General features: G+C 68.1%; 27 protein-coding genes and 1 tRNA gene. 11 read left to right on the plus strand and 17 right to left on the minus strand.

Annotation, left to right across the window (positions count from 1 at the left end; translation table 11 throughout):
• Positions 1-4: 4 nt before the first annotated feature.
• The 11 genes from FBY21_RS21835 to FBY21_RS21885 form a co-directional block, all read right to left on the minus strand.
• On the minus strand, positions 5-1384 hold the full coding sequence (locus FBY21_RS21835; RefSeq protein ID WP_142013631.1) for an ATP-binding protein: 1380 nt from the start codon (positions 1382-1384) through the stop codon (positions 5-7).
• A complete protein-coding gene (locus FBY21_RS21840) occupies positions 1381-2043 on the minus strand; it encodes a response regulator (RefSeq protein ID WP_044405381.1) in 663 nt (220 codons plus the stop codon). The genes FBY21_RS21835 and FBY21_RS21840 overlap by 4 nt, the downstream gene beginning before the upstream one ends.
• Before the next feature lie 2 nt (positions 2044-2045).
• The gene (locus tag FBY21_RS21845; RefSeq protein ID WP_044405383.1) at positions 2046-2687 is read right to left on the minus strand and encodes a tetratricopeptide repeat protein; all 642 of its coding nucleotides are present in this window, start codon (positions 2685-2687) and stop codon (positions 2046-2048) included.
• Positions 2684-3490, minus strand: coding sequence for an SDR family oxidoreductase (locus FBY21_RS21850; protein WP_044405385.1), 807 nt, complete (start codon positions 3488-3490; stop codon positions 2684-2686). Before FBY21_RS21850 ends, FBY21_RS21845 begins: the two co-directional genes overlap by 4 nt.
• Positions 3477-4163, minus strand: a complete 687-nt coding sequence (locus tag FBY21_RS21855) for a TenA family transcriptional regulator (RefSeq protein WP_142013634.1) — start codon at positions 4161-4163, stop codon at positions 3477-3479. Before FBY21_RS21855 ends, FBY21_RS21850 begins: the two co-directional genes overlap by 14 nt.
• 11 nt (positions 4164-4174) lie before the next feature.
• The gene (locus tag FBY21_RS21860) at positions 4175-5641 is read right to left on the minus strand and encodes an AMP-binding protein (RefSeq protein WP_142013636.1); all 1467 of its coding nucleotides are present in this window, start codon (positions 5639-5641) and stop codon (positions 4175-4177) included.
• Positions 5631-6305, minus strand: a complete 675-nt coding sequence (locus FBY21_RS21865; RefSeq protein WP_107330320.1) for a thermostable hemolysin — start codon at positions 6303-6305, stop codon at positions 5631-5633. Before FBY21_RS21865 ends, FBY21_RS21860 begins: the two co-directional genes overlap by 11 nt.
• Positions 6306-6509: 204 nt before the next feature.
• Positions 6510-6585 (minus strand) — tRNA-Phe (locus FBY21_RS21870).
• 77 nt (positions 6586-6662) lie between these two features.
• Complete coding sequence (locus FBY21_RS21875; RefSeq protein WP_044405395.1) at positions 6663-6935, minus strand: oxidative damage protection protein; 273 nt, start codon at positions 6933-6935, stop codon at positions 6663-6665.
• Positions 6932-7999 carry an A/G-specific adenine glycosylase gene (mutY, locus tag FBY21_RS21880; protein WP_142013638.1) on the minus strand — a complete coding sequence of 356 codons (1068 nt, stop codon included), beginning with the start codon at positions 7997-7999 and terminating at the stop codon, positions 6932-6934. The genes FBY21_RS21875 and mutY overlap by 4 nt, the downstream gene beginning before the upstream one ends.
• Positions 7996-10206, minus strand: coding sequence for an AsmA family protein (locus FBY21_RS21885; protein ID WP_142013640.1), 2211 nt, complete (start codon positions 10204-10206; stop codon positions 7996-7998). Before FBY21_RS21885 ends, mutY begins: the two co-directional genes overlap by 4 nt.
• 195 nt (positions 10207-10401) lie before the next feature.
• Here FBY21_RS21885 and FBY21_RS21890 point away from each other — a divergent pair, with 195 nt between their 5' ends.
• Positions 10402-11616: a sterol desaturase family protein gene (locus FBY21_RS21890; protein ID WP_142013642.1), complete on the plus strand. Its 1215-nt coding sequence runs from the start codon at positions 10402-10404 to the stop codon at positions 11614-11616.
• Here the strand turns inward: FBY21_RS21890 and FBY21_RS21895 are convergent.
• The gene (locus FBY21_RS21895) at positions 11613-12014 is read right to left on the minus strand and encodes an acetyl-CoA sensor PanZ family protein (protein WP_074973856.1); all 402 of its coding nucleotides are present in this window, start codon (positions 12012-12014) and stop codon (positions 11613-11615) included. The genes FBY21_RS21890 and FBY21_RS21895 overlap by 4 nt on opposite strands.
• Before the next feature lie 170 nt (positions 12015-12184).
• Here FBY21_RS21895 and FBY21_RS21900 point away from each other — a divergent pair, with 170 nt between their 5' ends.
• The 9 genes from FBY21_RS21900 (at position 12185) to FBY21_RS21940 (ending at position 19120) form a co-directional block, all read left to right on the plus strand.
• Entirely contained in the window at positions 12185-13843 is a 1659-nt protein-coding gene (locus tag FBY21_RS21900) for an OFA family MFS transporter (protein WP_142013644.1), read from the plus strand.
• A 131-nt stretch (positions 13844-13974) separates the two neighbouring features.
• A complete protein-coding gene (hisB, locus tag FBY21_RS21905) occupies positions 13975-14568 on the plus strand; it encodes an imidazoleglycerol-phosphate dehydratase HisB (protein WP_069559962.1) in 594 nt (197 codons plus the stop codon).
• Positions 14568-15206 (plus strand): imidazole glycerol phosphate synthase subunit HisH, encoded by a 639-nt coding sequence (hisH, locus tag FBY21_RS21910; protein WP_044405402.1) that lies wholly within the window; start codon positions 14568-14570, stop codon positions 15204-15206. Before hisB ends, hisH begins: the two co-directional genes overlap by 1 nt.
• A gap of 4 nt (positions 15207-15210) precedes the next feature.
• Positions 15211-15468 (plus strand): DUF2164 domain-containing protein, encoded by a 258-nt coding sequence (locus FBY21_RS21915; protein WP_044405403.1) that lies wholly within the window; start codon positions 15211-15213, stop codon positions 15466-15468.
• A gap of 40 nt (positions 15469-15508) precedes the next feature.
• Entirely contained in the window at positions 15509-16246 is a 738-nt protein-coding gene (gene hisA, locus FBY21_RS21920; protein WP_142013646.1) for a 1-(5-phosphoribosyl)-5-[(5-phosphoribosylamino)methylideneamino]imidazole-4-carboxamide isomerase, read from the plus strand.
• A gap of 4 nt (positions 16247-16250) precedes the next feature.
• Positions 16251-16547 (plus strand): chorismate mutase, encoded by a 297-nt coding sequence (locus tag FBY21_RS21925; protein ID WP_142013648.1) that lies wholly within the window; start codon positions 16251-16253, stop codon positions 16545-16547.
• 22 nt (positions 16548-16569) lie between these two features.
• Positions 16570-17340, plus strand: a complete 771-nt coding sequence (gene hisF, locus FBY21_RS21930; protein WP_044405405.1) for an imidazole glycerol phosphate synthase subunit HisF — start codon at positions 16570-16572, stop codon at positions 17338-17340.
• A gap of 134 nt (positions 17341-17474) precedes the next feature.
• Positions 17475-18230, plus strand: a complete 756-nt coding sequence (locus FBY21_RS21935; protein ID WP_142013651.1) for a substrate-binding periplasmic protein — start codon at positions 17475-17477, stop codon at positions 18228-18230.
• Positions 18231-18364: 134 nt separating this feature from the next.
• Entirely contained in the window at positions 18365-19120 is a 756-nt protein-coding gene (locus FBY21_RS21940; RefSeq protein ID WP_069559958.1) for a substrate-binding periplasmic protein, read from the plus strand.
• A 46-nt stretch (positions 19121-19166) separates the two neighbouring features.
• Here the strand turns inward: FBY21_RS21940 and FBY21_RS21945 are convergent, their stop codons facing one another.
• From FBY21_RS21945 to gpmI, 5 genes are all read right to left on the minus strand, one after another.
• Entirely contained in the window at positions 19167-20666 is a 1500-nt protein-coding gene (locus FBY21_RS21945) for a hypothetical protein (RefSeq protein ID WP_142013653.1), read from the minus strand.
• 70 nt (positions 20667-20736) lie between these two features.
• Entirely contained in the window at positions 20737-21726 is a 990-nt protein-coding gene (locus FBY21_RS21950) for a divergent polysaccharide deacetylase family protein (protein ID WP_309296038.1), read from the minus strand.
• Between the two features lies 1 nt (position 21727).
• Positions 21728-23062 carry a S41 family peptidase gene (locus tag FBY21_RS21955; protein ID WP_074973843.1) on the minus strand — a complete coding sequence of 445 codons (1335 nt, stop codon included), beginning with the start codon at positions 23060-23062 and terminating at the stop codon, positions 21728-21730.
• Positions 23063-23093: 31 nt separating this feature from the next.
• Complete coding sequence (locus FBY21_RS21960; RefSeq protein ID WP_074973840.1) at positions 23094-24356, minus strand: murein hydrolase activator EnvC family protein; 1263 nt, start codon at positions 24354-24356, stop codon at positions 23094-23096.
• Positions 24357-24482: 126 nt separating this feature from the next.
• On the minus strand, positions 24483-26018 hold the full coding sequence (gene gpmI, locus FBY21_RS21965; protein WP_142013655.1) for a 2,3-bisphosphoglycerate-independent phosphoglycerate mutase: 1536 nt from the start codon (positions 26016-26018) through the stop codon (positions 24483-24485).
• A gap of 143 nt (positions 26019-26161) precedes the next feature.
• On the opposite strand from gpmI, the gene FBY21_RS21970 reads away from it, so the two are divergent.
• The gene (locus FBY21_RS21970) at positions 26162-26575 is read left to right on the plus strand and encodes a rhodanese-like domain-containing protein (RefSeq protein ID WP_044405412.1); all 414 of its coding nucleotides are present in this window, start codon (positions 26162-26164) and stop codon (positions 26573-26575) included.
• The last annotated feature ends 1 nt before the right edge of the window (position 26576 follow it).

Below are 26576 nucleotides of genomic sequence, written 5' to 3' on the forward strand. Positions count from 1 at the left end.
CGGTTCAGGCCGCCAGCGGCCGCGCCAGGGGCAGGTGCAGGGTCGCTACCAGGCCGCCTTCCGGCTTGTTGTGCAGGCTGGCGCTGCCGCCCAGGCGCTCCATGATCATCGCCACGATGGACAGGCCAAGGCCGGCGCCGTGGCTGTTGCCCTCGCTGTAGAAGCGCTGGAACACCCGCTCCAGCTTGTCCGGCTCGATGCCTGGGCCCTGGTCGTCCACGGCCAGCAGCAGTTCATCCCCTTCCCGCCGCAGTGACACCCGGATCAGCCCGCCGGGGGGCGAGTGGTTGACCGCGTTGGCCACCAGGTTCTGCACGGCGATGCCGATCACCCCGGCATCGCTGTCCAGGTGGTAGTCGCCGGGCTCGATCTCCATGGCCGGCTCCATGCCCTTGCCGATGATCCACGGGGTGAGTTCGGCCAGGGTGTCGGTGACCACCTTGGCCAGGTCGATGGGGGTGCAGGGGCGCTGGGCCAGCAGTGGCTCGACCCGTGCCATGGTCAGCAGCTGGTTGACCACCCGGCTGAGCCGGTCCACCCCGCCGATGAGGAAGTCCAGCGCCTTGCGCCGGTCCTGTTCGTTCTCCGCCTGCAGGGCGTTCTGCGCGTGCAGCCGGAGGATGGCCAGCGGCGTGCGCATTTCGTGGGCGGCGTCGGCGATGAAGCGGTGTTCACGGCGCAGCAGCGCGTCGATCTGCCCGAGCAGGCGGTTCAGGGCTGCCTGCATGGGTTCCAGCTCCCGGGGCAGCGGCACCAGTTGCAGCGGTTCGAGGGATTCGGCGTGCCGTGCGCGGATCACCCGGGCCATGTTCTGCAGCGGCTTCAGGCCCCAGCCGATGGCCAGCCAGACCAGCAACGCCAGGGCCAGGCTGCCCACCAGGAAGGGCGCCAGGGTGTGGCGGACGATGCGCGAGACCAGGTCGCCGCGCACGTCATTGCGCTCGCCCACCCAGATCAGCACGTGCTGTTCCGGTACCGGCAGGAGGAAGCCGCGCCACTGGCGGCCGTCCAGGGTCAGGTTGCTGAAGCCCGGCTCGCGCAGCGGCTGGTCGAACTGCGGGGCGCTGGGGGTGCGCACCAGCACGTCGCCGTTCTCCCGCCACACCAGGAAGGCCAGCTTGCTCTCGTAGGGGTGGCCGACACGGTGCTTGCCGGCCTTGGCCAGGGCGTCGTTGTAGGCGGCGTAGAGGGCCTGCCGCTCGGGGTCGGCCAGCGGCATGCTCATCACCCCCTGCAGCAGGCGGGCGTTCTGCGCCAGGTGGGCGTCGTAGATCTCGGCGATCTCGTGGCTGCTGTCGTGGTGGTTGTACAGGGCGAGCAGGCCGGTGCCGAGCAGCAGCAGCGCCATGACCCGCCACAGCGTGCGCTGGCGCAGTGAACTCATGCCTGCCCTTCCACCAGGTAGCCGATGCCACGCACGGTGCGGATCAGCTCGCTGAAGAGCTTCTTGCGCAGGTGGTAGATGTGCACTTCCAGGGTGTTGCTCTCGGCCTCTTCCTCCCAGCCATAGAGCAGCTGGGTCAGGCGCTCGCGGGTGAAGACCTTGCCCGGCTGGGCCAGCAGTTCGTGCAGCAGCAGGTATTCCTTGGGCGTCAGCACCACGGTCTGGCCGTTGTAGGTGACCTGCTGGCTGGAGGGGTCGAGGGTGATCCCGGCGTGCTCGATCAGCACCGTGGCGCGGCCCGTACTGCGGCGCAGCAGGGCGCGCAGCCGGGCCTTCAGCTCGTTGAGGTCGAAGGGCTTGACCAGGTAGTCGTCGGCGCCCGCGTCGAGGCCTGCGATGCGGTCCTCGGTGGCGTCGCGGGCAGTGAGGATGAGCACCGGCAGGGTGGCGCCGCCGCCGCGCAGGCGCTTGAGCAGCTCGATGCCGTCCAGGCGCGGCAGGCCGAGGTCGAGCACCACCAGGTCGAATTCCTCGGTCTGCAGGGCGTGCAGCGCGCTGGCGCCGTCCTGCAGCCAATCGATGGTGTAGCCCTCCTGGCGCAATCCGGTGCGCACCCCTTCGCCGAGGGCGGGGTCATCCTCTACCAGCAGCAGACGCATGCTCAGTCCTGTTTGTCCTTGATGTCCTTGAGTAAAGCATCGATCTCGGCGCGGCGGCCCTTGTCGGCCAGCTCGCGGCCGGGGCGCGGCGCGGCCTGCAGTGCTTTCTGCAGGGCAGCGCGGGCCTCGCTGTAGCGGCCCTGGCGTGCCAGGTGGTCGCCCCAGAAGTAGAGACTGTCGATGCCCTCGGGGTTGATTTGCAAGGCCTTGTTGAGCAGCGCCTCGGCCTTGTCGGCATCGCCGAAGCCGATGGGCCAGCCGGGCACGCGGTCATACAGGGCGGCGAGGCTGGTGTAGGCCGAGCCCTGCAGGGCATTGGGGTCTACGGCCAGGGCCTGTTCCAGGCTGGCGCGGGCGTCCTTCACCTTGCCGAGGGCGCCGAGCCCGCCCTGGGCGCCGGCCCAGCTGCTGGTGACGATGCCGTTCCAGATCCACGCTTCGGCGGCCTTGGGTTGCTCGCGGGTGAAGGCCTGGGTCTCCACCGCCAGCTTCTCGAAGGCGTTGGCGCGCTCTTTTTCGGGCAGGTTGTACTGGATCTCCGCCCAGCGCTGCTGGATGGTGGCCAGGCGCTGGGTGCTGGCGGGGTCGAGGGCCCAGGCCAGCGGGGTGGCCAGGAGCAGGCCGATCAGCATCAGGCGTTTCATTTCGCGTGTTCCTTGTGGTTGGCGTCGCTGTAGCGGCGGATCAGGGGAAGCTGCTTGCGCAGGGCGCGGTCGACCAGGCCGGGCAGCATGCCGTTGAGGCGCACGAAGAGCTTCTCCGGCCAGCCCAGGTAGAGCTCGCTGCGGTTGTTCTGGATGGCCTGCAGCACCGCCGAGGCGACGTCGCGCGGGTCGTCCATGCCCACCTTCAGGGCATCGTTGAGGGCCACGGCGGCATCGCTGTTCATGCTGGTGCGGGTGGCGCGGGGCGCGACGTAGAGCACGTCCACGGGGGTGTCCGCCAGTTCCCGGCGCAGCGCTTCGGAGAAGCCGCGCAGGGCGAACTTGGTGGCGCAGTAGGTGGCGTAGCCGGGGTAGCCGATGGAGCCGTAGGTGGAGCCGACGTTCACCACCAGCGCCTGGCTCTGCTCGCGCAGCAGCGGCAGCATCTGCCGGGTGAGGTGCAGGGTGGCCTTGAGGTTGAGGTCGATCAGGTCGTCCAGGGCGGCTTCGTCGAGCTGGTCGAGCAGGGCGAAGCGGTTGATCCCGGCGGCGTTGATCAGCAGGTTGGCGCCGCCCATGGCGCGCGCCTTCTCGACGATCCGCTGGCGGGCCTCGGGCTCACGCAGGTCGGCACCCAGCCAGCGCAGCTTGTTGGGGTAGCGCTTGAGCAGGTCGGCCAGCGCGTCGGACTGACGACTGACCGCGATCACCAGGGCACCGGCGGCGCACAGTTGCTCGGCCAGCTGCAGACCGATGCCACCGCTGGCACCGGTCAGCACCACGCGGCACTCAGGCAAGCGCATGTCGCACCTCGTTCGGGCTCACCTGGGCACGCGGCAGGCCGAGGAACATGTCGGTGTAGAGGCGGTAGACCACCTTGGCGGCATGGATCACGGCTTCCTGGTCTTCCGCGCGGTCCAGGCGGTTCATCAGGCTGCGGTAGGTGGCCATGTGGTCGATGTCCAGGGCGCCGTGGGAGCTGAGGTAGCTGAAGGCGGTGGGCGGCAGGCTCAGGCTCTCGCGGATGGTGCCGGCTGCCTGGGTGGCCAGGGCGATGCTGGTGCCTTCGAGGACGTTGACCATGCCGAACAGGCCCACCGGGTTGTCACGGGCAATCAGGTCGTAGAGGAAGGCCACCATCAGCTCGATGGACAGGGCCGGGCGGCTGTTGCGCACCTGTTCGGCGTCGCCCCCGCAGGCGGCGATGTCGTTGAGGATCCACTGCTCGTGGCCGTACTCCTCCTCGATGTATTCGCACACGGCACCGCGCAGCCATTCCAGGCGGCCCGGCAGCTTGGCGCCGCAGGCCATCATCAGCGGTACGGTGTGGCGCACGTGGTGGTAGGCCTGGGTGAGGAAGGCGACGTAGCCCTCCAGGCTGACGACGCCGGAGAGGGCGTCACGGATGACCGGGGCATTGAACAGGGCCTGGCGTTCCTGGGCGGTGGCGTCTTGCAGGGTGTCGAAGAAAGACATGGTGTCGAACCTCATTCGTTGACGAGTTCAAAAAGGGAATCGCGGTAGTGGGTGAGGATCTCGGCGCGGCGTGGGCGGCCGTTGGCGGTGAGCATCCCGTTGGCGGTGCTGAAGGGTTCCGGCAGGCGCTGCCAGCTGTGGATCCGGGCGTAGTCGGGGAGGGCGGCGTTGCTGCGCTGCACGGCCTGCTCCAGGGTGTCGTCGCTGGCCTTCGGGTCCAGCGGCCAGAGCAGCGCCAGGTTGTGGTCCAGGCCCTCGCCGTAGACGAACGCCTGGAGGATCACACCGCCCTGGGTCAGCTCGGCCTCGATCCACTCGGGGTTCACGTTGCGGCCGAAGCTGGTAATGAACTGGTTCTTCTTGCGCCCGGCCAGGTACAGGTAGCCGTCTTCGTCGAAGCGACCGAGGTCGCCGGTGGGCCACCACTGGCCCTGGAACGGCGGCTCGCCCAGGTAGCCGAGCAGGGTGCTGCCGCTGACCAATACTTCGCCGTCCTCGGCCAGCATCACCTGCACATGGGGCAGCGGGCGGCCGACGCTGCCGGCACGGTGGGCTTCGGGGCGGTTCAGGCACACCACCGAGGCGCATTCGGAGAGGCCGTAGCCCTCGAACACCGGCAGCCCCACGGCCTCGGCACGCTCCAGCAGGCTCGGGGCGACCCGGGCACCGCCGACGGCGACGAAGCGCAGCGGGCCGACCTTCATCAGGCCGCGTTCGACGGCAGTGACCAGGCCCAGCAGCAGTTGCGGCACCAGGATCATGCTTTCCGCACCGCTGAGGGCGATGCAGCCCAGCAGGCGCGTCCAGTCGACGCCACTGGCGCCGTTGATGCCCATCTGTGGTTGCGGCAGCACGGTGAGGCTGGCCCCGGCGATCAGCGCCGCGTACAGCCCGAGGTTTTCCAGCAGCACCGCCAGGGGCAGCACCGCCAGGTACTTGCCCGGCTCGGTGGAGCGGCTGGCCTGCTCCAGCTGATGGGCCACCCGCAGCATGGCTTCGGCCGAGAGGCACACGCCCTTGGGCGAGCCGGTGCTGCCGGAGGTGTAGGTGATCTTCGCGGTGCCGGCCGGCAACTGGCTGGCGCCCGCAACCGGGCGGTGCCAGAACGGCTGGCCCCAGGTGAAGCCGGCGCTGCGCAGCTCGTCGCTCAGTGCGTCACCGGCCAGCACCAGGCTGGCCTGGCTCTGGGCGAGGCAGTGGGCACGCTGGGCGGCGCTGAAGAAGGGCGGCAGGATCACGCAGGGACGCTCGGCGAACAGCGCCGCCAAGTCCCAGAACAGCGCTTCGGGGCCGTTATCCAGGGCGAAGGCGAAGACGCCAGCGGGCTGCTCGCGCAGCAGGGCGACGCGGCTGTCCACTTCGTCCAGCAGCTGGGCGTAGCTGTAGCTGCGCTCGGTGCCGCGGACCGCCACCTGGTGCGCCCGCTCGTGGGCGTGCTGGCTCAGGAGGTCGTGGAACTGTCGGACTTCAGGCTGCATGGCCGGCCTCCGCGAGGAGCAGGGGAAACCCCAGGCGCTGGAACACCCCCTGGCGCTCCAGTTCGTCGTGGCCGTAGCGGATGTCGCCGGCATAGACGCGGGGCTGCAGGGCGTAGTAGCTGCCCCAGGCAGCTCCTTCATCGCCCAGCCGTTCGGGGTCGGCTTCGGCCAGTTGCACCGGCTCCAGGCCGAGGCGGCGGAAGCTGTTGATCAGCCCGGCGGCCCCGGTGAAGGAGACCCAGCGCAGGTCGCGTGCGGCCAGCAGCCAGGTGACGGCGATGATGATCAGGCGGGCGTTGCCGGCGTTGAGCGAGCTGAGGTTGCCCACCTCCACCAGTTCGACGCGGTCGATCGGGCGGCCGACGGCCTGGGCCACGGATTGCTCCAGGGGCGCATCCAGGTAGCGCTCGAGAAACAGCGGCCCGCTGGCGGCGATGCGCATGCCGGCCACGGCGGTCAGTTGGCCGGCGCCGTCACGCAGGGCCAGCAGCTCGGGCAGGAAGTGCTGCACGTCGGCATCGTGGGCCTGCTCGAAGCGGTCGTGGACGAAGGCTTCCAGTTCGGCACGGGCCGGGTCGTCGGCCTGGTGCAGGGTCAGGCTGTAGCGGCGCTCGCCCAGCCCGAAGTGAAGGGGGAACAGGGCATTCCATTCCAGCTCAGTCATGTGGCGCACCCATCGGTTCGTTGGATGGTGCGCAGTATCGGGAGGGATTCTGAAGGCAGTCTTAAGGTGGCTTAAGGCTGGAAAAAAGTTTTTCGAGGGCGGGAAGCGGGTTGCCGGGCTAAAACGCAGGCAACAAAAAACCGGCGCTAGGGCCGGTTTTCTGTGTGTTCCTGATGATGCCTGGCACCACCTGGAACTGAATGGTGGTGCCCAGGGACGGAATCGAACCGCCGACACGGGGATTTTCAATCCCCTGCTCTACCAACTGAGCTACCTGGGCAACGGGGCGCTATTAAACGGATTTCGAAGGGGGGAGTCAAGCGTGTCCTGAAAAAATTTTTCAGCCTTTACGGGCGCTTACGCGCTCGGGGGGACATAGCCCTCGGCCTGGGCGTATTCCTCGCCGGAGAGGAACTTGTCCATTTCGGCCTGGAGGAACTTGCGATCCTCGGCATTCATCATGTTCAGGCGACGCTCGTTGATCAGCATGGTCTGGTGCTTCTGCCACTCTTCCCAGGCTTTCTTCGAGACGTTGTTGAAGATGTCTTCGCCCTTGGCGCCGGGGTAGGGCGGTTTGTCGAGGCCGGGCAGTTCCTCGTGGTACTTGCGGCACTGGACGGTACGGGTCATGGCGAATCTCCTGCATTCAATACGTCGGCGGCGCGCTTGAGCAGCTTCTTGACCGGAGCGGCCAGGCCCAGGCGCGGCGGGGTGGCGAGGTTATACCAGAGCCAGTCGGCATCGGCCATTTCGCGGTGGCTGCCCTCGACGGGCACCAGCCAGGGTTCGATGGCGAGCTGGAAGTGGCTGAAGGTGTGGGTCAGGCCGGGCAGTTCGCGGGCCTGGCCGAGCTGCAGGGCGTGCTGCGTGGCCAGGGGGGCGAGGGCGTCGAGGTCGTCCAGCTCGGGCAGGCTCCACAGGCCGCCCCAGAGGCCACTGGAGGGGCGCCGGTAGAGCAGGATGGCGCCATCCTGGTTGGCCAGGATCGGCATCAGGGTGCGCTTCTGCGGCAGGGCCTTGCGCGGCTTGGGCACCGGGTAGCGGATCTCCAGCCCCAGCAGGTGGGCCTGGCAGCCTTCGCGCAGGGGGCAGAGCAGGCAGCTGGGCTTGCTGCGGGTGCAGAGGGTGGCGCCCAGGTCCATCATCGCCTGGGTGTAGTGGTTGACCCGTTCGTGGGGCGTGAAGCGCTCGGCGACGGCCCACAGCTGCCTGGCCACCTTGGGTTCGCCGGGGTAGCCCTCCTGGGCGACGTAGCGGGCCAGGACGCGCTTGACGTTGCCGTCGAGGATCGGTGCGCGCAGGCCCATGGACAGGCTGGCGATGGCGCCGGCGGTGGAGCGGCCGATGCCGGGCAGCTCGGCGAGCTGCTCGACGTCGCGGGGGAATTCGCCGCCGTGGCGCTCCATGACGATCTTCGCGGTCTTCTGCAGGTTGCGCGCGCGGGTGTAGTAGCCGAGCCCGGTCCACAGGTGCAGCACTTCGTCCTCGGGCGCCTCGGCCAGGTCGCGTACGGTGGGCAGGGCGGCCATGAAGCGGTCGAAGTAGCCGAGCACGGTGCTGACCTGAGTCTGCTGCAGCATGATTTCCGAGACCCATACCCGGTACGGGGTGATGCCCTTTTGCCAGGGCAGGTCGTGGCGGCCGTGGAGGTCGTACCAGGCGAGTACGGCGCTGGAGAACTGCTCGGGTGTCATCGCTTGAACAGCCCCTTCAGTGCGTCCTTGAGTTCCGGGCTGACCTTGTCACCGAGCTTTTCTTCGAGCTTCTCGCTGAGCTTGTCGCCGGCCAGCTTGGCGGCGATCTTGCCCATGCCGTCCTTGTCCAGGCGGCAGGCCTTGGCGCCGATCTCCAGCGGGCCGCGGCAGTGCAGCGGCCATTCCAGGCCGACGTAGCGCTGGTTGACCTGGCAGGCCGGGTCGGCCATGGCGCCCTTGTCGCCTTCGATGACGATGCCGGCGCGGTAGTCCATGCCCAGCACGCGCAGGTCGACGTCGCCATTGCCGTTGAGGGTCAGGCCGGGGATGCGCGCCTTGAGGTCGGGGTTGCTGGCCACGCCGTTGGTGAAGGTGAGGCTGCCGCGCAGTTCCTGGAAGGGGGTTTCCTTGCCTTCGTAGCTGGTGGTGAGGGTCTTGCGGTTGAGCAGGGCGATGCCCTGGCAGAGCTGTTGCTCCAGGTTGGCGTCGAGCAGGGCGCCGTCGTTGAGGACGAAGCTGGCGGTGCCGTTTAGGGCGTCGATCCAGGCCTTCTCGCTGTTGCCACGGGTGCGCAGGTCGGCGTTGAGGTCCAGGGCGCCGCGAACCGGCGGCTTCTGGTCGAGGGCCTTGAGGATCTTCTCCACCGGCACGTGGCTGATGCGTTTGCGGGCGCTGAGCTGGGGGACGTCGCTGCGCACGTCGAGCTGGGCGCTGGCGTCGAATTCACCGCCGTAGAGGCCGCCGCGGAGCTGCTCCAGGGTGATCTGGCCGGCCTTGCCACGGGCCTTGAGGCGGGCGTCGGTGATCGGCAGCTTGTCCAGCGTCAGCTGGCCGAAGGCCAGGTCGGCTTCCAGGTCGAGCTTGCGCAGGCTGTCGAGGGGCAGCAGCGGGGCTTCGCTCCAGGCTTGCTGGGTGGGCTTCTCGGGCAGCGGGGTGGTGCCCTGGCCGGCGCTGGCGACGGTGCCCTGGATTTCGGCCTGGCGGGCGCTGGCGTCGTCCTTCTTCTTCGGCGGCAGGTAGCGGTCGAGGTCGAGCTTGTCGGCCTTGAGCTGGGCGCGCAGGGCCTGGCGCTCGATGTCGGCCACGGCCAGGCGGCCGTTGAAGCTGCTGTCGTCGAGCTTGAGGGTCAGCTGTTCCAGGGCGAGGTCGCTGGGGCTGCCCTTGAGCTGGGTGGCCAGTTCGAAGCGCTTGAGGGTGTTGGCGTCCTGCATGGCCGGCAGTTCGACGCCGAGGCCGGTGAGGAATTCGCGCAGGTCGAGCTGGGCGATGGACAGGCCGCCTTCCAGGCGCGGGGTCTTGTCCAGGTCGTGGACCTTCAGTTCACCCAGTGCGCGCAGCTGGTTGGCGGAGAGCTTGAGGCTGTTCCATTCGGCGATGTTGGCGCCGAGGTCGGCCAGCAGCTGGCCCTGGGCGCTGAAGGTGAGGGTCTTGCCCTTGAACGGTTCGCCCGAGGCTTCGCCGCCGAGCTTGGCGTCTTCCAGCTGGTAGCGCTTGAGGGCGCGGTCGAAGCGCAGGCTGGCGGTGAGTTCGGTCTTGGCGCGCAGCACCGGCTTGTTGGTGCCGAAGAAGGCGCTGAGCTTGAAGGGGATGGCGGCGCCTTCGCGGATGGCGCCGGTGGTCAGTTCGATGCCTTCGGCGCTGTACTGCTGGCCGGTCTTGGCGTCGGTGTAGTCCACGCGGGCGTTGTTGACGGTGAGGCTGTCGATGTCCAGCTTCAGCGGCCGTTCGGTGCCGGCGGGCTTGGGCTGTTCCGCCGGCGCGGGGGTGCCTTCGGCGGCGGGGGCCGGCGTGCTGGCGGCCTGGGCCGGGCGGCCGATGTCTTCCCAGTTGCCACGGCCCTTCTCGTCACGGGCCAGGGTCAGGTCGAGGCCTTCGACGCGGATGTCGCTCATCTGCACTTCCTTGCGCAGCAACGGCATGACGCGCACGGAGAGGCCGAGCAGGGCCAGGTTGGCGAAGGGCTTGTCGGGGCTGGCGGCGCTGGCCAGGGTGGTGTCGTGCAGTTCCAGGCCGAGCCAGGGGAACAGGCTCCAGCCGATGTCGCCCTTCAGGTCCAGCTCGAGGTTGGCCTTGTCGCGGGCGATCTGGCGGATTTCATCCTTGTAGTCGTTGGGATCGAACAGGTGGGTCAGGGCGAAGCCCAGGGCCACGATGATCAGCAACAGCCCGAGGAGCAGCAGGCCCAGGAGTTTGCCGATGGATTTCATGGACGAGTCCTTGTGAAGAGTGCCGGAGGAAGGGCGCGAGTATAGCGCCAGCGGTTGTGCTGTTTGATGGCCAAACGCGGCGGCGGTTCACCGGGCTGGCGCCTGCGGCCCGTCTGACTGGCGCGTGCCGTCGCGTGATGGGGGCGGCGGCTGGTCTAGGCTGCGCTGCACAACGACAAGAACGGGAGATGCGCCATGAACGTGGCGGTGCTGGCCTTTCCGCTGTACATCCTGCTGATCCTGCTGGAGCTGGCCTACGAGCGGCACAGCGGGCGTTCCACCTACCGCCTGGCCGATGCGGCCACCAGCGTCAACACCGCCGTGCTGCGGGTGGTGCTGGAGGGGCCGCTACGCCTGTTGCTGGTGCTGCCCTACGCCTGGCTCTACGAGCACGCGCGCCTGCTGGAGCTGGACCCGACCTCGCCCTGGGTGTGGCTCGGGGGCTTCGTGGCGGTGGACTTCTGCTTCTACTGGGCGCATCGCACCCTGCACCGCTACAACCTGCTTTGGGGCGCGCACCAGCCGCACCATTCCAGCGAGGACTTCAACCTGTCGACGGCGCTGCGCAAGGGCGCATTCCAGACCGCCTTCGACTGGCCCTTCTACCTGCCCCTGGCGCTGCTGGGGCTGCCGTTGCCGCTGTTCCTGGTGCTGCTCGGGGTGCAGCTGGCCTACCAGTTCTGGATCCACAGCCAGCACATCGGTCGCCTCGGCTGGCTGGAGAAGGTGCTGGTGACGCCGTCCCTGCACCGGGTGCACCACGGGCAGAACCCGCGCTACATCGATCGCAATCACGGTGGGGTGTTCATCTTCTGGGACCGCCTGTTCGGCACCTGGCAGGAGGAGGACGAGCCGGTGGTGTATGGGGTGACCACGCCGGTGCGCACCTTCGACCCGCTGCGCCTGCAGTTCAGCTGGTGGCGCCTGCTGTGGGCCGATGCGCGGGCGACCCGCTCCTGGTGGGACAAGCTGCGGCTGTGGTGGATGCCCACCGGCTGGCGCCCGGCGGACGTGCGCCAGCATCCCTGGCCGTCGATGGACGGGCCCCGCCATGAGCCGCACCACGGGGCGAGCCTGACGGGTTATGCGCTGGCGCAGTTCCTGGCGATCAACCTGCTGGCGCTGGCGTTTCTGCTCAGCGTGCGTCAGGCCCTGGCTTGGGAACCCTGGCTGCTGGTGCTTGCGATCCTCTGGGGCTGCGTGAGCCTGGGGCTGCTGTTCGACGGGCAGCGCCTGGCACCCCGGCTGGAGGGCGCGCGGCAGCTGGGGCTGGCCGTGCTGGCGATGGGCTGGGCGCTTTGGGCGGGCGGCCCGGCCTGGGTCGGCTGGGCGCTGGCGGGGTTCCACCTGGCCAGCCTGCTCTGGCTCGGCTGGCTGCTGCGGGAGCGCCCGTCGGTGGTGCCGGCCTAGCAGGCCGGGTCGAGGGGCAGGTGCAGCCGGGCGGCCAGGGCCTGGGCTTCCAGATGGTCTTGGGGGCCCTGCAGGCGCAGTTCGCAGCCGGCCTCGCGGGCCAGGCGGGTGGCCTCGTCCAGCAGGCGGCGGGCTACGCCCCGGCGGCGGGTGACGCTGCGCACGCACAGGTGGGAGAGCCGCCAGGCGTCGCGTTCGCAGCGCAGCAGGGCGGCGCCCAGCAGGCGGTCGTTGAAGCGGCCGGTCAGCAGCCGGCCCTCCGCCAGGCCTTGTGCCACCAGGTCCCCGGCGTCGGCATAGGGCGGCAGCAGCCAGGCCGGGGCGTCTGCGTAGATGCGGCCCAGGTCGGTGCGGTCCTGCTCGCTGAGCTGGGTGGGGCGTTCGACGATGACAGGCATGGGTGTCCTTGTTGAGGCCAGGGGGTGGGGTCCGGATAATACGCGCCGCAGGCCGAATCATCGTGGGATTGTTTCGCCTGCTAGTGTGAGTTTGTGGGCGGTGCGTGGGGAGACTGTGCGCACCGCTCGACCCACCTGCGTGCATATCAAAAAAACAGGATAACGACACAATGAGCAGTACCCTGAGCTTGGGCGGCGATGCCGTCCGGCCCGCGTTCCTTTCCAAGGAACGCACCATCGCCCGACCGGGCTTCAACCGCTGGCTGGTGCCGCCGGCGGCCCTGGCCATCCACCTCTGCATCGGCATGGCCTATGGCTTCTCGGTGTTCTGGCTGCCGCTGTCCAAGGCCATCGGCATCACTGCGCCGGTGGCCTGCTCCCCGGAGATGAGCTTCATCGCCCAGGTGTTCTCCAGTGACTGTGACTGGCCGATCTCCATGCTGGGCTGGATCTACACCCTGTTCTTCATCTTCCTCGGCTGCTCGGCCGCCATCTGGGGTGGCTGGCTGGAACACGCCGGCCCGCGCAAGGCCGGCCTGGTCTCGGCCTTCTGCTGGTGCGGTGGTCTGCTGATCTCGGCCTTCGGCGTCTACATCCACCAGATCTGGCTGATGTGGGTCGGCCTGGGGGTGATCGGCGGCATCGGCCTGGGCCTGGGCTATATCTCGCCCGTTTCGACCCTGATCAAGTGGTTCCCGGACAAGCGCGGCATGGCGACCGGTATGGCCATCATGGGCTTCGGTGGTGGTGCCATGGTCGGCGCGCCGCTGGCAGCCGAGCTGATGAACCACTTCGCCAGCGCTGAAAGCGTCGGTGTATGGCAGAGCTTCGTGGTGATGGCGGTGGTCTATTTCATCTTCATGGTGGGCGGCGCCCTGGCGTACCGCGTGCCGCCGACCGGCTGGAAGCCCGAGGGCTGGACCGCGCCGGTGAAGAAGGCCAACAACGCGATGATCACCAAGGGCCACGTCCACGTGAACACCGCGTGGAAGACCCCGCAGTTCTGGCTGGTCTGGGCCGTGCTGTGCCTGAATGTCTCTGCCGGCATCGGCATCATCGGCATGGCCTCGCCCCTGCTGCAGGAAGTGTTCGGCGGCAAGCTGATCGGCAACCACCTGAGCTTCAACGAGCTTGACGCCGCGCAGCTGGCGCAGATCGCCGCCATCGCGGCCGGCTTCACCGGCCTGCTGAGCCTGTTCAACATCGGTGGCCGCTTCTTCTGGGCGTCCTTCTCCGACCTGATCGGCCGCAAGGCGACCTACTTCGTGTTCTTCGCCCTGGGCTTCCTGCTCTACGCGCTGGTGCCCTGGACCGGCCACCTGGGCAGCGTGGCGTTCTTCGTCTTCTGCTTCTGCCTGATCCTGTCCATGTACGGCGGCGGCTTCGCCACCGTGCCGGCCTACCTGGCGGACCTGTTCGGCACCCAGATGGTCGGTGCCATCCACGGTCGCCTGCTGACGGCCTGGGCCTTCGCCGGCATCCTCGGCCCGGTGCTGGTGAACTACATCCGCGAGTACCAGCTGAGCGTGGGTGTCGAGCGCGCTGCCGCGTACGACATCACCCTGTACATCCTCGCCGGCCTGCTGGTGCTGGGCTTCCTGTGTAACCTGCTGGTGCGCCCGGTGGCGCCGAAGTACTTCATGACCGACGTCGAACTGGCCGCCGAGCGCGCCATCGGCCATGACGCCAGCCAGAGCACCCAGGTGCTGGAGTGGTCGGCCGACCCGTCCAGCCGCCCGCTGGTGATCGCCGCCTGGCTGGCCGTCGGCCTGCCGCTGGCCTGGGGTGTGTGGATCACCCTGCAGAAGACCGCCGCGCTGTTCGGCTGATCGTCCCTGCACCGGGCGATGTCGGCGTCTTGCCGGCATCGCCCGGCTTCCTCCGCCGATCGGCTTCAAGCCTGTGGAAAACTCGGCCTATAATGTCGCCCCTTTCGCCCAATGATTTTGCGGAGTTGGTGATGGCCGAACGTAAGGCATCCGTTGAGCGCAACACCCTGGAGACCCAGGTCAAGGTCTCGATCAACCTGGACGGCACTGGCAAGGCCCGCTTCGATATCGGCGTGCCCTTCCTTGAGCACATGCTCGACCAGATCGCCCGCCATGGCCTGATCGACCTCGACATCGAGTGCAAGGGTGATCTGCACATCGACGACCACCACACCGTGGAAGACGTCGGCATCACCGTCGGCCAGGCCTTCGCCCAGGCCATTGGCGACAAGAAGGGCATCGTCCGCTACGGCCATGCCTATGTCCCGCTGGACGAGGCGCTGTCCCGCGTGGTGATCGACTTCTCCGGCCGCCCCGGCCTGCAGATGCACGTCCCCTTCACCCGCGCCACCGTCGGCGGCTTCGACGTGGACCTGTTCCAGGAGTTCTTCCAGGGCTTCGTCAACCACGCCCTGGTGACCCTGCACATCGACACCCTGCGTGGCCACAACACCCACCACCAGATCGAGACCGTCTTCAAGGCCTTCGGCCGCGCCCTGCGCATGGCCATCGAGCTTGACCCGCGCATGGCCGGCCAGATGCCGTCCACCAAGGGCGTGCTCTGATGCAGACCGTCGCAGTCATCGATTACGGCATGGGCAACCTGCACTCGGTTGCCAAGGCCCTGGAGCACGTCGGCGCCGGCCGGGTGCTGGTCACCAGTGACGCCAGCGTGATCCGCGAGGCGGACCGCGTGGTGTTCCCCGGCGTGGGTGCGATCCGCGATTGCATGGCCGAGATCCGCCGCCTGGGCTTCGACAGCCTGGTGGCCGAGGTCAGCAAGGACCGCCCGTTCCTCGGCATCTGCGTCGGCATGCAGGCGCTGCTGGAGCACAGCGAGGAGAACGACGGCGTCGACTGCATCGGCCTGTTCCCGGGCCAGGTGCGCTTCTTCGGCAAGGACCTGGCCGAGGCCGGCGAGCCGCTGAAGGTGCCGCACATGGGCTGGAACGAGGTGCAGCAGAGCGTGGCTCATCCGCTCTGGCACAACATCCCGGACCTGGCGCGCTTCTATTTCGTGCACAGCTACTACATCGAGGCCGGCAACCCCAAGCAGGTGGTCGGTCGCGGCCACTACGGCAAGGACTTCGCCGCCGCGCTGGCCGAGGGCTCGCGCTTCGCCGTGCAGTTCCACCCGGAGAAGAGTCACACCCACGGCCTGCAGTTGCTGCAGAACTTCGCCGCCTGGGACGGCCGCTGGTAAACCCATGAGCCGCGGGAAGAAGGCCCCCAGCCTGCAACTCGACGCGACCCAGACCCAGGACGCCGTGCTGGCCATCAAGCGTTTCATGGCCGACCGCTTCGAACTGGAGCTGGGTTCCTTCGAGGCCGAGGAAGTCCTGGACTTCTTCGCCCGCGAATTCGCTCCGCATTTCTACAACAAGGCGATCTCCGACGTGCAGGCGCACCTGAAAGACAGGTTCGACAGCATCGAGAGCGACTTGTGGGCGCTCGAGAAAGCCTGAGCGCACCGCCGACTCCACTGACTTCGAACAGGTTGAACCGATGCTGATTATCCCCGCTATCGATCTGAAGGACGGTGCCTGCGTGCGCCTGCGCCAGGGCCGCATGGAAGACTCCACGGTGTTCTCCGACGACCCGGTGAGCATGGCCGCCAAGTGGGTGGACGGTGGCTGCCGCCGCCTGCACCTGGTGGACCTCAATGGCGCCTTCGAAGGCAAGCCGGTGAACGGCGAGGTGGTCACCGCCATCGCCAAGCGCTACCCGAACCTGCCGATCCAGATCGGCGGCGGCATCCGCTCCCTGGAAACCATCGAGCACTACGTCAAGGCCGGCGTCAGCTACGTGATCATCGGCACCAAGGCGGTGAAGGAGCCCGAGTTCGTCACCGAGGCCTGCAAGGCCTTCCCCGGCAAGGTCATCGTCGGCCTGGACGCCAAGGACGGGTTCGTCGCCACTGACGGCTGGGCCGAGGTGAGCAGCGTGCAGGCCGTGGACCTGGCCCGCCGCTTCGAGGCTGATGGCGTCTCCGCCATCGTCTACACCGACATCGCCAAGGACGGGATGATGCAGGGCTGCAACGTCGAGGCCACGGCGGCCCTGGCCGCTGCCAGCCGCATCCCGGTGATCGCCTCCGGCGGCATCCACAACCTGGGCGACATCGAGAAGCTGCTGGCCGCCAAGGCCCCCGGCATCATCGGTGCCATCACCGGTCGCGCCATCTACGAAGGCACCCTGGACGTCGCCGAGGCCCAGTCCTTCTGCGACAGCTACAAGGGCTGATCCCATGGTCGAGTGCCAGTCCATCGAGCAGGTCAGGGAACAGATCGACGCGCTGGACCGGCGCATCGTCCAGTTGCTGGCCGAGCGCAGCGGCTATGTCCGCCAGGCGGCGCGCTTCAAGACCGACGCGGATGCCGTCCGCGCCCCGCAGCGCGTGGAGCAGGTGATCGCCAAGGTCAGGGCGCTGGCGGCCGAGAACGGTGCACCCGTCGAGGTCGTCGAGCAGGTCTACCGGGCAATGATCAACGCCTTCATCGACGCCGAGCTGGCCGAGCACGCGGCCCTGAATCCTTCCGCCTGAGGGCGGCAGTAGGAGAGAGAACATGGCTTTAGCCAAACGCATCATCCCCTGCCTCGACGTGGACAACGGCCGCGTGGTGAAGGGCGTCAAGTTCGAGAACATCCGCGACGCCGGTGACCCGGTGGAGATCGCCCGCCGCTACGACGAACAGGGGGCTGACGAGATCACCTTCCTCGACATCACCGCCAGCGTCGACGGCCGCGATACAACGCTGCACACCGTCGAGCGCATGGCCAGCCAGGTGTTCATCCCGCTCACCGTGGGCGGTGGCGTGCGCACCGTGCAGGACATCCGCAACCTGCTCAACGCCGGTGCCGACAAGGTCTCCATCAACACCGCCGCGGTGTTCAACCCCGAGTTCGTCGGCGAGGCGGCCTCGCGTTTCGGCTCCCAGTGCATCGTCGTCGCCATCGACGCCAAGCGGGTCTCCGCGCCGGGCGAGACGCCGCGCTGGGAAATCTTCACCCACGGCGGCCGCAAGCCCACCGGGCTGGATGCAGTGGCCTGGGCGGCGAAGATGGAAGAGCTGGGTGCCGGGGAAATCCTCCTGACCAGCATGGACCAGGACGGCGTGAAGAGCGGTTACGACCTGGGCGTTACCCGCGCCATCAGCGAGCGTGTGCGTATCCCTGTGATCGCCTCCGGTGGCGTCGGCAATCTCGAGCACCTGGCCGCCGGCATCCTCGACGGCAAGGCCGATGCGGTGCTGGCCGCGAGCATTTTCCATTTCGGCGAATACACTGTTCCGGAGGCGAAGGCCTACTTGGCCAGCCGGGGCATCGTGGTGCGCTGAGCACGATTCTTGCCTTCATTTATGCTTTGGCTGCAACCGTGATCCGGTTCGCAGCCTGGGCAGCCGAGGCCGATACCCTGTACCCGGGGTCAGGCCCGTTGGTTTTACCCATCCTCCTTACAAGGTAGTTGCATATGTCGAAACGCCTCCTGCTCGCCCTGGCGAGCACTCTCCTGGTGCTCGCCGGGACCGTTCGCGCCGAAGTGGACGAGAACTACACCGTGGTGCTCCTGACGGAGAACTTCCCGCCGTACAACATGGCGATCAACGGGAAGAACTTCGCCCAGGAAGACAACATCGACGGGATCGCTGTCGACATCGTGCAGGCAATGTTCAAGCGCGCCGGGGTCAAGTACACCATGACCCTGCGCTTCCCCTGGGACCGCATCTACAAGCTGGCGCAGGAGAAGGCCGACTACGGCATCTTCGTCACCGCCCGCCTGCCGGAGCGCGAGGCCTCCTTCAAGTGGGTCGGCCCCATCGGCCCGGACGACTGGGTCCTGCTGGCCCGTGGTGACAGCACCATCAGTGTCAGCAGCCTGGAGCAGGCCAAGCAGTACAAGGTGGGCGCCTACAAGGGCGACGCCATCCACCAGGCCCTGACCGACAAGGGCATCGAGGCGCATGCCTCCCTGCGTGACCAGGAAAACGCCAAGAAGCTGGAGAAGGGCCAGATCGACCTCTGGGCCACCGGCGATCCCGCTGGCCGCTACCTGGCCAAGCAGGAAGGCATCACCGGTCTGAAGACCGTGCTGCGCTTCAACCAGACCCCGCTGTACCTGGCGCTGAACAAGAACGTGCCGGACGAGGTGGTCAAGAAGCTCCAGGACGCCCTGGAGCAACTGCGTAGCGAAGGCTTCGTGGACAAGACCATCAACAGCTACCTGTAAGAACCTCGCGACCGGCCCAACAGCCGGTCGCTTGCCATTGGATGGCAGGACGGGCTGAGTGAACGTCTGTGGGACCGTGCCCACGCAGGGATGCCGCTGGCCATAATCACAACACCAACGCGAGCGGTAGAACGATGCACAAGCTATTCAGACCTCTTCTGGCCCTGGGCCTGATCACCCTTTCCCTGGCGGCTCGCGCCGAGCTTCCGGCCGACTACAAGGTGGTCCTGCTCACCGAGAACTTCCCGCCCTTCAACATGGCGGTCGACGACAAGAACTTCGCCCGTGACGACGGCATCGACGGCATCAGCACCGATATCGTCCGCGAGATGTTCAAGCGCGCCGGCATCTCCTACAACCTGACCCTGCGCTTCCCCTGGGATCGCCTCTACCGCCTGACCCAGGAGAAGCCCAACTACGGCCTGTTCTCCACCACCTACACCGAAGAGCGCAAGCCGCAGTTCAAGTGGGTCGGTCCGCTGGCCAAGAGCGGTTGGGTGCTGCTGGCTGCGCCGGGTAGCACGCTGAGCGTGAAGGACCTCAAGAGCGCCGGGCAGTACCGCATCGGTGCCTACAAGAACGACGCCGTCAGCCAGTACCTGGAGACCCAGGGCCTGAGCCCGCAGAACGCCCTGCGTGACCAGGAGAACGTGAAGAAGCTGGAGAAGGGCCAGATCGACCTGTGGGCGACCACCGACCCGGTGGGACGCTACCTGGCCAAGCAGGAAGGCGTGACCGGGCTGCAGACCGTGCTGCGCTTCAACGAGGTCGAGCTGTACCTGGCCTTCAACAAGGACACCCCCGACGAGGTGATCGAGCGACTGCAGAAGGCCCTGGACCAGATGCGCGCCGAAGGCTTCGTCGAGGAAGCGACCAAGAACTACCTCTGAGTCCCGTCTCCCAGCCGGCGCGCCGTAATGGTGCGCCGGCTTCGCCTTACTTCAGGCCGTAGCGATAGATGCGCCGGTCGTTGCTGTCGTACCAGTTGCCCTTGGCCCAGAACACCTGGTCCTGATTGCGGTCCAGCCCGAGCACGCCCAGGTAGCCGGCGATGGCCAGGCGCGACCAGGAGCGGCCGCCGTCGCGGGAATAGAACACCGCATCCGCTGAAATACGCGCCGACTCGCCATCCTCCGTGGGGTACAGCCACTGGGGCACTTCGTAGCGGCTGTCGGTATTGGCCAGCAGCACGCCGTTACCCGCCAGGAACCCTCGCAGCCCGCTGGACGCCGGGAGCGGCCAGAAGGGCGTGGGCAACGCGCCGTTGACCTGCCAGGTGCCGCTGTCCCGCTGCCACTCGGCCACCTCCGTGGCGCGTTCGCCCTCCCGGCTGATCACGCCGTACACCTGGCCCTGGCCGGTGCCCACCAGCTCTTCCACCAGCACGCCGGTGTCCCGCTGCAGCGGGCCGATGCGCCATTGCCCGCCTTCGCGGACCAGCTCCGCGCGGGTGGTGACGAACAGCGGGGTGTCGAGGTAGCGCCCGCCGGGCTTGCCGTAGAGGAAGGACTGCCCGATCCACAGCGCCGCGTGGTCGTCGTCGTACTGCCAGACGTGCGGGGTGATGGTGCCGAAGGTCCCGGCGCTGTCGCCCCACTCGGCGTCGGCGGGCGCGCGTTTGCGGATCTCGTCCAGGCCCACCAGCAGGTTCTCCGAAGCGGCCAGGGCCTGGCGGGTGTGCCCGCGATCGGGGGAGTAGTAGAGGCCGGCACGGTTGTCGGCGACGGTGTCGGGCTCGTAGTCGTACGCCGCGCTGGGTGTGGCGCTCTGCGGCAGGGTGGCCCAGGCCCAGACCTGGTCGGCATCGTGGAAGTAGGGCTTGAGGGACCAGGCCAGGTTATCGGCCTCGGGGAAGAAGCCGTCCGGCAGCACCTGCCAACTGGCGCCCTGGTCATCGCTGCGCAGCACCACGGTCTGCTGCAGGCCCTCCAGCGGGTCCTTGCCGGGGCGATCCACGCCGGTCAGCAGGAACAGGCTGCTGCCGTCGGCATTGGCCACCAGGCAGGCGGTCTCGTCCAGGCGGGCGACCTGGACGAAGCGGCCCTGCTCATCCAGCCGCGACAGGTAGGTGGTCTGTGCTTCACGGGACAGGCCGCCGAAGAACGGGGTGAAGGTGCTCGGTTCGTCGCCGTCGTCGGGCTTCTTCTCGCCACGGATCAGTTGGCTGAGGTCCTGGCCTACTGCTTCGTCCTCGGAGCGGTCGCCTTCCATGCGTCCCACCAGCCAGGTATTGCGTGGCGTGGCCACGACGCCGGTGCAGTACTGCTCCATGGCGCGCTGCTCGATGCGTTCGACGCTGCCGACCACGGCCTCGTCGGGGCTGGCGCCACCCAGTTCCAGCTTGGCGCTGGTGATGATCCAGATGAAGCCGAGGGGCACCACGGCGGCAAGGGCCACGGCGGCGAGCGGTACGAAGTGGTCACGGCGGAGGGGCATGGCGGGCTTCCGTTCAGGGCGGGCGGCCAGCCTATAGCCCTGGCGCGCGCTTGCCCAGGCTGGCGCGGTGCTAGCGGTACTGGCCGCCCTTGCCGTGGGCGGCCATGGCGCGGTTGCTGCGCAGGGCGATCATCTGCGGCACGCTCACCAGCTCGAAGCCGCGGGCGGCCAGGCGCGGCAGCTCGCGTTCGAGCAGGGCGAGGGTGGCCGGGTGAGGATGACCGATCATCACGGCAGTGCCCTGCTTGCGCGCCAGGCTGAGGGCGGCCTCGAACTGCCGGGCGATGGCCTCGGGGTGCTGGTCGTCATCGAGGAACACATCCCGGGAGAGGCTGGCCAGCCCGACCTTCTGCGCTTCGGCGGCGGCGACGGTGGCGGCGCTGGTGCGGCTGTCGACGAAGAAGCGGTGGTCGGCCTGCAGGCGCTTCATCAGCCAGGCCATGGCCTCGGGCTGGGCGGTCATGCGGCTGCCCATGTGGTTGTTCACGCCCTGGCTGTAGGGCACGGCGGCGAAGGCTGCGTCCAGCCGCCGGGCCAGCTCGGCCTCGGGCAGGCCGGGGTGCCAGGCGAAGGGACCGCCGGCGGGGTCCATCGGCAGGTGCAGCATCACCGTGCGGCGGGCGTCGTGGGCGCGCCGGGCCAGGTCGGTGGCGTGAGGAGTATCGGGGATGATCGCCAGGGCGACGGTGGCCGGCAGGGCGAGGACGCGGCGGTCGCGCTCAGGGGTCTGCCCCAGGTCGTCGATGATCAGCGCCAGGCGGGGTCGCGCGTGACTGGCCGGTGCAGCGGGCTTGGCCGAGGGTTTGGCCGGAGTTGGCGTGGGTTGTGTAGGCGCGGGAACAGGAACAGGAACAGGTGCGTGGGCGGGTGCCGGTGAGGCACCGACAGCGGGAGCCCGCGGGTTGAGGACCAGCGGGCCCGGCCGGATCGGCTCCGGCTGGGCCACCGGCGCCTGCTCCGGCGCCGCCAGGGGCAGCCGGGGCAGGGGTGGCAACGGCTCGCGGGCCTCGGCCACCAGCGCGCCGAACAGCAGCGCGAGCAGCCAGGCGCGGCGACGCACCCTACTCTCCGCGGGTGACGTTGAGCCCTTTGAGCAGGTTGAGGGCCTGGTTCAGCTGGAAGTCGTCGTCCTGCGGACGCGCGGCGGCAGCCTTGCCCTTGCTGGAGCTGGGACGGTCGGCGCCGCCGTTGCCGTTGCCCAGGTGGCCGGCCAGGTCCGCTTCCTTGAAGTTCTCGGTGTCCTGCTCGCGGGTCACCTTGGCGCGGCTGACCTCGATGTCCGGGACGATGCCCTGGGCCTGGATGGAGCGGCCGTTGGGGGTGAAGTAGAGCGCGGTGGTGAGCTTCAGGGCGCGGTCGTTGTTCAGCGGCAGCACGGTCTGCACCGAGCCCTTGCCGAAGCTGTCGGTGCCCATCAGCACGCCACGCTTCTGGTCCTGCAGGGCGCCGGCGACGATCTCGGCCGCCGAGGCACTGCCGCCGTTGATCAGCACCACCAGCGGTACGCCTTCGCTGGCGTCGGCCGGGTCGGCGGAGAAGCGCAGCTCGGAGTTGGCGATGCGGCCCTTGGTGTAGACGATCAGGCCCTTGGTGAGGAAGTGGTCGGCCACTTCCACCGCAGCCTGGAGCACGCCGCCGGGGTTGTTGCGCAGGTCCAGCACGAGGCCGGCGAGCTTCTTGTCGCCGTTGTCCTTGCGCAGCTTGGCCAGGGCCTTGCCCACTTCCTCGCCGGTGTTGACCTGGAACTGGGTGATGCGGATGTAGCCGTAGTTCTTGTCCAGCAGCTGGCTCTTGACGCTCTTGACCTTGATCACCGCGCGCTTGAGCTCGACGTCGAAGGGCTGGCCGCCCTCGCGCACGAGGGTCAGGACGATGGGGCTGCCGGCCTTGCCGCGCATCTTGTCGACCGCTTCCATCATCGACAGGCCCTTGGTGGGCTGGCCGTCGATCTTGACGATCAGGTCGCCCGGCTGGATGCCGGCCTTGGAGGCGGGGGTGTCGTCGATGGGCGAGACGACCTTGATGAAGCCGTCCTCGGTGCCCACTTCGATGCCCAGGCCGCCGAATTCACCGCTGGTGCTCTCCTGCAGCTCCTGGAACGCCTCGGGCTCTAGGTAGGCGGAGTGCGGGTCGAGGTTGCTGAGCATGCCCTTGATGGCGTTCTCCAGCAGGGTCTTGTCGTCCACCGGCTCGACGTAGGCCGATTTGATGCGGTCGAGCACCTCGGCGAAGGTGCGCAGCTCGTCGAGGGGCAGGGGCGCCTTGCCGGGGGCCGGGGCCGGTGCGGCTGCAGCGGGCGCGGCGGCTTTGGACTCCTGGGCGGCGTGGATGAGCGGCGAGCCCACGAGCAGCGCCAGGGCCATGGCCAGGGGGGTAAGGCGGGACAGATGCGGCATGCGTATCAACTCCTACGGGATTGGGTGGCGCTTATCCTTGCGCTCGGCACCACTGCGCGGGGTCGCTGGGGCGCCCCTGCTGGCGGATGGCGAAATACAGCGCGGGTGTGTCCTGGCCGCCGGTGGTGCCGACGGTGGCGATGGACTCACCGGCTTTGACGACGTCGCCGGCGTTCTTCAACAGGCTCTGGTTGTGGCCATACAGGCTCAGGTAGCCGTTGCCGTGGTCGAGGATGACCAGCAGCCCGGCGCCGCGCAACCAGTCGGCGAACACCACGCGCCCGCCATGGATGGCGCGCACCTGGCTGCCGGCGGAGGCTCCGATGAGCACACCGTCCCACTTGGTTCGTTCGTCTTCGCCGCGCGGAGTTCCAAATCTCGCCACCAGGCGACCATTCACCGGCCAGGGCAGCTTGCCCCGGGCGCTGGAGAACGGGCCGCCGTAGGAGGTGCCGGCGCTGGAGACCAGCGGGCCTTCGACGGTGCGCGGCGGGGTGCCGGGGGTGCGTTTGAGGGCTTCTTCCTGGCGCTGGCGCTCGGCCAGTTCGCGCTTGCGCGCTTCCTCGGCTTCGCGGGCCTGGCGGGCCAGGGTTTCCTCGATGGTCTTGAGCACGCGGCCGAGCTCGGCCTGTTCCTGCTCGCGGGCCTTGAGCTTGCGGTCGCGGTCGCTGACGTCGCGGTTGAGCTTGGCCAGGGCCAGCTGGCGCTCCTTGCGCAGGGCAGCGAGCTGCTCGCGGCGGCCGTCCAGGGCGCTTTTCTGCTCGACGAGGGCGGCCTGCTGGGTGGCGATGTCGCGTTCGACGTTGGCCAGCTGGCGCAGGGTCTCGTTGAAGGTGGCCAACTGCTCCATGCGCGCCTGGCTGAGGTAGTCGTAGTAGGTGAGGGTGCGGGCGAACTTCTCGGGGTTCTGCTGGTTGAGCAGCAGCTTGAGGTATTCCTGCTGGCCGCTCTGGTAGGCGGCGCGGGCCTGGATGCCGATCAGCCGCTGCTGTTCAGCGCGCGCGCCCTGGAGTTTTTTTTTCTCCTGATCCAGGCGCTTCACCTCGCCTTCGCCCTTGTCCAGCTCCTGCTGGAGGTCCTTGACCTGCTTCTCCAGCTGGCCCATGTCGGACTCGGTCTTCTTCAGGTCGGCCTGGACGCCGGATTTCTCCTCCTGCAGCTGCTTGAGCAGCTTCTTCAGCTCGGCGACGTCCTTGGCGGCCTGGTCCAGCTGCTGCTGGGTCTGGGCGCGTTCGTCGGCGAAGGCCGGTGCCAGGAGGCAGGCGCAGAGGAGGAACGTGAAGGCGCGGAACATGAGGGGTGCGTCACCAGGCGGGAGGACCGGCCTAGTATGCCCGTCACGCTCTGTAAAAAAAACGCCCCGGGGCCTGCGCACCGGGGCATTCGGACCAATCCGAGGGGCCGGCGGTCGGCCCTGGGGTCATTTCAGCTCGACGATCGGGGTGCCGGTCATCTCGGGCGGCACCGGCAGGCCCATCAGGGTCAGCACGGTGGGGGCCACATCGGCGAGGACGCCGCCTTCGCGGATGCGGGCGGGGCGCTTGCCGTAATAGATGAAGGGCACGGGCTCGCAGGTGTGTGCGGTGTGGGCCTGGCCGGTGGCTTCGTCTTCCATCTGCTCGACGTTGCCGTGGTCGGCGGTGATCAGCGCTTCGCCGCCGACCTTGTCGAGGGCGGCGGTGATGCGGCCCAGGCAGGTGTCCAGGCACTCGACGGCCTTGACCGCCGCCTCGAACACGCCGGTGTGGCCGACCATGTCGCCGTTGGCGTAGTTGACGATGATCACGTCGTAGCGCAGGTGCTCGATGGCGTCGACGATGCGGTCGGTGACCTCGGGGGCGCTCATCTCCGGCTGCAGGTCATAGGTGGCGACCTTCGGCGAGGGGATGAGGATGCGCTCTTCGCCGGCGAAGGGCTCTTCGCGGCCGCCGGAGAAGAAGAAGGTGACGTGGGCGTACTTCTCGGTCTCGGCGATGCGCAGCTGGGTCTTGCCGTTGTTGGCCAGGTATTCGCCGAGCACGTTGTTCAGGGATTCGGGCTTGAACGCGCTGGGGGCGGGGATGCTGGCGGCGTACTGGGTCAGCATCACGTAGCCGGCCAGAGCGATTTCGCGGGCACGGGCGAATTCCTTGAAGCCGGGCTCGACGAAAGCGCGGGACAGTTCGCGGGCGCGGTCGGCGCGGAAGTTCATGAACACCACGGCATCGCCGTCTTCCACCCGCACCGGCGCGCCGATGGTGGTGGCCTTGACGAACTCGTCGCTCTCGCCGCGCTCATAGGCGGCGGCCAGGCCTTCGGCGGCGGTGGCGGCGGTGAACTCGCCACGGCCTTCGGTGATCAGGTTGTAGGCGGCTTCGACGCGGTCCCAGCGGTTGTCGCGGTCCATGGCGTAGTAGCGGCCGATCAGGCTGGCGATGCGGCCCTTGCCGAGGCGGGCAAAGGCGGCGTCGAGCAGTTCGATGGAGGGCTGGGCGCTTCTGGGCGGGGTGTCGCGGCCGTCGAGGAAGGCGTGCAGGTAGATCTTCTCGGCGCCGCGCTGGGCGGCCAGTTCGGCCATGGCGACCAGGTGGTCCTGGTGGCTGTGCACGCCGCCATCGGAGAGCAGGCCCATGAAGTGCACGGCCTTGCCGGCGGCGACGGCCTTGTCCACGGCGTCGACGATCACCGGGTTGGCGAAGAACTCGCCGTCGCGGATGGCCTTGGTGACGCGGGTGAAGTCCTGGTAAACCACGCGGCCGGCGCCGAGGTTCATGTGGCCCACCTCGGAGTTGCCCATCTGCCCGTCGGGCAGGCCCACGTCCATGCCGGAGCCGGAGATCAGCCCGTTGGGCTGGGTCGCGCGCAGGTGGTCATAGACCGGGGTGCGGGCGGCGTGGATGGCGTTGTAGTCCGGGCTGTCACTGTGACCGAAGCCGTCCAGGATGATCAGGACCAGGGGTTTGGGCGTGGCTGTCATGGCGTCCGACTCGCAAGGGGGCGTGAGCAAAAAGGGAGCGGCATTTTACGTACAAGTTCCTTGTACGTCACCGCTGGCCGGGGTTTGGTGGACCTGTGGCGCTGTGTATACTGGCCGGCATTTTACCGCCCCGGGACCCGTCGATGCTTGCCCACCTGATTGAATTTGCCACTAACCACTATGTGCTGAGCGCTATCTTCGTCGTCCTGCTGGTGCTGCTGATCGCCCATGAACTGCGCCGCAGCGGTCGTGCGGTGAGCACCCGCGAGCTGACCGCGCTGGTCAACGCCGGCCAGGGCCTGGTGCTGGACGTGCGCTCGGTGAAGGACTTCGGCACCGGCCACATCGTCGACTCCCTGAACATCCCCTTCGAGAAGCTCGCCGCCCGCATGGCCGAGCTGGAAAAGCACAAGGACAAGGCCATCATCGTGGTCGATGCCATGGGCCAGCACGCTGGCACCGTTTGCCGTGACCTGAAGAAGGCCGGTTTCAATGCGCTCAAGCTGTCCGGCGGTATCGGCAGCTGGCGCGGCGAAAACCTGCCCCTGGTGAAGTGAA

It is taken from the genome of Pseudomonas sp. SLBN-26 (genome assembly GCF_006715895.1).
GTDB lineage: Bacteria > Pseudomonadota > Gammaproteobacteria > Pseudomonadales > Pseudomonadaceae > Metapseudomonas > Metapseudomonas otitidis.

Excerpts from the sequence above, each read along its gene's own strand:
- FBY21_RS21940 (WP_069559958.1), top strand. The coding sequence starts at position 18,365 with ATGCACAAGCTATTCAGACCTCTTCTGGCCCTGGGCCTGATCACCCTT.
- FBY21_RS21845 (WP_044405383.1), bottom strand. The coding sequence starts at position 2,687 with ATGAAACGCCTGATGCTGATCGGCCTGCTCCTGGCCACCCCGCTGGCC.
- FBY21_RS21890 (WP_142013642.1), top strand. The coding sequence starts at position 10,402 with ATGAACGTGGCGGTGCTGGCCTTTCCGCTGTACATCCTGCTGATCCTG.
- hisH (WP_044405402.1), top strand. The coding sequence starts at position 14,568 with ATGCAGACCGTCGCAGTCATCGATTACGGCATGGGCAACCTGCACTCG.
- FBY21_RS21885 (WP_142013640.1), bottom strand. The coding sequence starts at position 10,206 with ATGAAATCCATCGGCAAACTCCTGGGCCTGCTGCTCCTCGGGCTGTTG.
- mutY (WP_142013638.1), bottom strand. The coding sequence starts at position 7,999 with ATGACACCCGAGCAGTTCTCCAGCGCCGTACTCGCCTGGTACGACCTC.
- hisB (WP_069559962.1), top strand. The coding sequence starts at position 13,975 with ATGGCCGAACGTAAGGCATCCGTTGAGCGCAACACCCTGGAGACCCAG.
- FBY21_RS21970 (WP_044405412.1), top strand. The coding sequence starts at position 26,162 with ATGCTTGCCCACCTGATTGAATTTGCCACTAACCACTATGTGCTGAGC.
- FBY21_RS21850 (WP_044405385.1), bottom strand. The coding sequence starts at position 3,490 with ATGCGCTTGCCTGAGTGCCGCGTGGTGCTGACCGGTGCCAGCGGTGGC.
- FBY21_RS21945 (WP_142013653.1), bottom strand. The coding sequence starts at position 20,666 with ATGCCCCTCCGCCGTGACCACTTCGTACCGCTCGCCGCCGTGGCCCTT.
- gpmI (WP_142013655.1), bottom strand. The coding sequence starts at position 26,018 with ATGACAGCCACGCCCAAACCCCTGGTCCTGATCATCCTGGACGGCTTC.
- FBY21_RS21955 (WP_074973843.1), bottom strand. The coding sequence starts at position 23,062 with ATGCCGCATCTGTCCCGCCTTACCCCCCTGGCCATGGCCCTGGCGCTG.
- FBY21_RS21855 (WP_142013634.1), bottom strand. The coding sequence starts at position 4,163 with ATGTCTTTCTTCGACACCCTGCAAGACGCCACCGCCCAGGAACGCCAG.
- FBY21_RS21840 (WP_044405381.1), bottom strand. The coding sequence starts at position 2,043 with ATGCGTCTGCTGCTGGTAGAGGATGACCCCGCCCTCGGCGAAGGGGTG.
- FBY21_RS21900 (WP_142013644.1), top strand. The coding sequence starts at position 12,185 with ATGAGCAGTACCCTGAGCTTGGGCGGCGATGCCGTCCGGCCCGCGTTC.
- FBY21_RS21835 (WP_142013631.1), bottom strand. The coding sequence starts at position 1,384 with ATGAGTTCACTGCGCCAGCGCACGCTGTGGCGGGTCATGGCGCTGCTG.
- FBY21_RS21860 (WP_142013636.1), bottom strand. The coding sequence starts at position 5,641 with ATGCAGCCTGAAGTCCGACAGTTCCACGACCTCCTGAGCCAGCACGCC.
- FBY21_RS21925 (WP_142013648.1), top strand. The coding sequence starts at position 16,251 with ATGGTCGAGTGCCAGTCCATCGAGCAGGTCAGGGAACAGATCGACGCG.
- FBY21_RS21915 (WP_044405403.1), top strand. The coding sequence starts at position 15,211 with ATGAGCCGCGGGAAGAAGGCCCCCAGCCTGCAACTCGACGCGACCCAG.
- FBY21_RS21960 (WP_074973840.1), bottom strand. The coding sequence starts at position 24,356 with ATGTTCCGCGCCTTCACGTTCCTCCTCTGCGCCTGCCTCCTGGCACCG.
- FBY21_RS21875 (WP_044405395.1), bottom strand. The coding sequence starts at position 6,935 with ATGACCCGTACCGTCCAGTGCCGCAAGTACCACGAGGAACTGCCCGGC.
- FBY21_RS21865 (WP_107330320.1), bottom strand. The coding sequence starts at position 6,305 with ATGACTGAGCTGGAATGGAATGCCCTGTTCCCCCTTCACTTCGGGCTG.
- FBY21_RS21935 (WP_142013651.1), top strand. The coding sequence starts at position 17,475 with ATGTCGAAACGCCTCCTGCTCGCCCTGGCGAGCACTCTCCTGGTGCTC.
- hisA (WP_142013646.1), top strand. The coding sequence starts at position 15,509 with ATGCTGATTATCCCCGCTATCGATCTGAAGGACGGTGCCTGCGTGCGC.
- FBY21_RS21895 (WP_074973856.1), bottom strand. The coding sequence starts at position 12,014 with ATGCCTGTCATCGTCGAACGCCCCACCCAGCTCAGCGAGCAGGACCGC.
- hisF (WP_044405405.1), top strand. The coding sequence starts at position 16,570 with ATGGCTTTAGCCAAACGCATCATCCCCTGCCTCGACGTGGACAACGGC.